3 protein-coding genes are annotated in these 3,131 nt (G+C 38.0%); all 3 read right to left on the reverse strand.

Features of this window, described 5'->3' with window-relative positions:
• Positions 1 to 400: 400 nt before the first annotated feature.
• Positions 401 to 769 (reverse strand): helix-turn-helix domain-containing protein, encoded by a 369-nt coding sequence (locus AC4PRO_RS18035; protein WP_074724540.1) that lies wholly within the window; start codon positions 767 to 769, stop codon positions 401 to 403.
• A gap of 5 nt (positions 770 to 774) precedes the next feature.
• The gene (locus tag AC4PRO_RS18040; RefSeq protein ID WP_492118378.1) at positions 775 to 1,068 is read right to left on the reverse strand and encodes a type II toxin-antitoxin system HigB family toxin; all 294 of its coding nucleotides are present in this window, start codon (positions 1,066 to 1,068) and stop codon (positions 775 to 777) included.
• A 921-nt stretch (positions 1,069 to 1,989) separates the two neighbouring features.
• On the reverse strand, positions 1,990 to 2,847 hold the full coding sequence (gene rfbD, locus AC4PRO_RS18045) for a dTDP-4-dehydrorhamnose reductase (protein ID WP_492118379.1): 858 nt from the start codon (positions 2,845 to 2,847) through the stop codon (positions 1,990 to 1,992).
• Positions 2,848 to 3,131 lie beyond the last annotated feature (284 nt).

The following is a 3,131-nucleotide window of genomic DNA, read 5'->3' on the forward strand; positions in this document are numbered from 1 at the left end:
TTAGTCCCCGAGGCAAAATCACACACCCAATTTTCGGCTCCCTTTAGGGTCGGGGAAAAACGAAAATTCCCACACACCCAATTTTCGGCTCCCTTTAGGGCCGGGGAAAAACGAAAATTTCCACATTTCAAGTCTTTTCGTTCCCTTGAGGTCCCGAAAGCATTCAGTAGAGGTAACACTAAAAAACCTCTTAGATAAGTTTCTTTTTTGTTTGCCCCAAGCCCTAAAGGGGGCAAAAAAGAAACTCAAAATCCGATTCTCAATTTAGTTATCTTTATTCCAAGTCACGCTGCGAACTTCCGCCTCACTTTCGGCTGGGGAAAAACGAAAATTTCCACACACACGCAATTTTCGGCTCCCTTTAGGGTCGGGGAAAAACGAAAATTTTCACCTCTATCCTCTAATTAACACCCAAAACAATCATAGGGTCAATATCTAATTTTTGACTTATATCTCTTGCCGTTTTTAAAGGCGGTTCGCTTTTACCTGTCAAATACTCACTAACTCTTGAAGTGCTAACACCCAATAGTTCCGATAAACGTTTTTGATTTAAACCACGCTCATACATGCGCAATTTCATTGCTTCGATAAGCGTAGGTGCCTTTATAGGTTCGTTGGCTTCTTCGTAATCGGCTACTAAATCGGAAAGTAAATCCAATTCAATAAAATTTTTATCGTCACTAGAGGTATTATTATCTACAAGTACTAACAAGTCGTCAATGCGGTTGCTTAATGCTATGTACTCTTTTTTTGTTTGTATTGTTCTCATAGTTTCTAAATGTTTGAACAGTCCATTTTATCATATTGCGAATGTGTACCAATAAATCGAATATAGACTTTGCTTGAGGCAAAAATGATAATGGCTACAAGTCTATAGTCATTACCTTTTATATTGAACACATAACGATTATTGCCTACATAATCAACACTATTAAAAGTTTGCTTAATGTCATTTAAAGTATTCCACTCGCTTCTTTTTGCTTTAAAATACCAGTCTCTCAAAGCAACATCAGAACTGGCGTGTTTTTCTGTAAACTCTTTAATTTTTGTAAACGTTACGATCCGCATTTGCTTATAAGTCTAAAATCGGTTACAAAGATACAAATAATTTTGATTAACAAAACTTAATCACGTAACACAGGATTCTTATGTTGCTCTGAATTATTTTTCGTCCCGATAGCTACCGAGATAAATTCACACACCCAATTTTCGGCTCCCTTTAACGCCAGGGAAAAACGAAAATTTTCACACACCCAATTTTCGGCTCCCTTTAGGGTCGGGGAAAAGTAAATGATTCCCTAAATATTCTCGCTCCAAAAATCAGATGGCTCCCTTTAGGGCCGGGAAAAAACGCTAATTTTCACCTCCTCACCTCTTTTCGTTCCATTTAATCCCGAAAGCTTTCAGTAGAGGTAACACTAAAACACATCTTAGATAAGTTTCTTTTTTGTTTGCCCCAAGCCCTAAAGGGGGCAAAAAAGAAACTCAAAATCAGATTCTCAATTTAGATATCTTTATTGAAAATCACAATCTCAACTTCCGACTCACTTTCGGGTCAATACTAGATTACCGTATAAATTTTCAGCTCCCTTTAGTCCCGAGACAAAATCACACACCCAATTTTCGGCTCCCTTTAGGGTCGGGGAAAAACGAAAATTTCCACACACCCCAATTTTCAACTCCCTTTATGGCTAGGGAAAAGTAAATGATTCCCTAAAATATTCTCGCTCCAAAAATCAGATGGCTCCCTTTAGGGCCGGGGAAAACATCTGGTTTTTCGAACACACCCAATTTTCGACTCCCTTTAGGGCGGGGAAAAACGAAAATTTTCACACACCCAATTTTCAACTCCCTTTAACGCTGGGGAAAAACGAAAATTTTCACACACCCAATTTTCGGCTCCCTTTAGGGCTGGGGAAAAACGAAAATTTCCACACACCCCAATTTTCGACTCCCTTTAACGCCGGGGAAAAACGAAAATTCCCTCCTCTAACCTTTCAACAACCCCATACACTTCCTCAAACTCTCTTTATAATCAGGAACTTCAACTCCATAAGTATTTATTATTTTACTTTTATCCAACAAAGAATAGGCAGGACGTTTCGCTGGTGTAGGATATGACGAAGAAGGAATTCCGCCAATAACACAATCAAAACCACCTATTTCTTGTATCGCCAAAGCAAATTCAAACCAACTGATTTCTCCCGCATTAGAAAAATTATAAATACCAGCATGCCAATTAGCATGGTTTATAATTATTACAATCGCTTGCGCCAAATCAGCCGCATAGGTTGGAGAACCTATTTGATCATTCACCACACTCAAACTCTCTCTCTCTTGCATTAGTCGAGACATCGTTTTTACAAAATTATTTCCAAAACTAGAATAAACCCACGAAGTTCTAATTATGATTGCCTCAGGATTAGTAGTCAAACAAAGTTGTTCTCCTAATAATTTGGTAGCACCATAAACATTGATTGGAGTAGTTGGGGAGTTTTCATCTAAGGCGATTGCCGAATTCCCATCAAAAACATAATCGGTTGAAACATGAATTAACTTCACATTATTGGATGCCGACCAGCTGGCCAAAACTCCCACAGCCAAATGATTGATGGTATCAGCTAGTTCCTCTTCTGATTCTGCTTTGTCCACAGCAGTATAAGCAGCACAATTAATGATAACATCAGCTTGAATTAAATCCAATTGATTCTTTAAAACGGATAAGTCATCTAAAGTAATTTGTGTTCTATCAGCAAAAAACCATTCAAATTTAGAATAATTTTCAGACAACACTCTTAACTCTGAACCTAGCTGACCTGATGCGCCTGTTACTAGTATTTTTTTCATAAAACTCAATTTGTTTATACCATCTGTAGCAGCACTCCTTTTACAAAGCTATTAATGTTCAACATACATAACAAAAAAGGCTGTTTTTGTTTACTGCACATTACAAAAAAAGGAAATTCCAATAATCAGAAACCGATAACTGATAACCTTAAATTTCCACCTCCCTTTAAGCTCGCAAAAAATAACGCTCTCGATTTTCGGCTCCCTTTAGGGCAGGGGAAAAACGAAAATTTCCACACACCCTCCAATTTTCGGCTCCCTTTAGGGCAGGGGAAAAACGAAAA

This window comes from Flavobacterium sp. DW-iso2 (assembly GCF_058725285.1).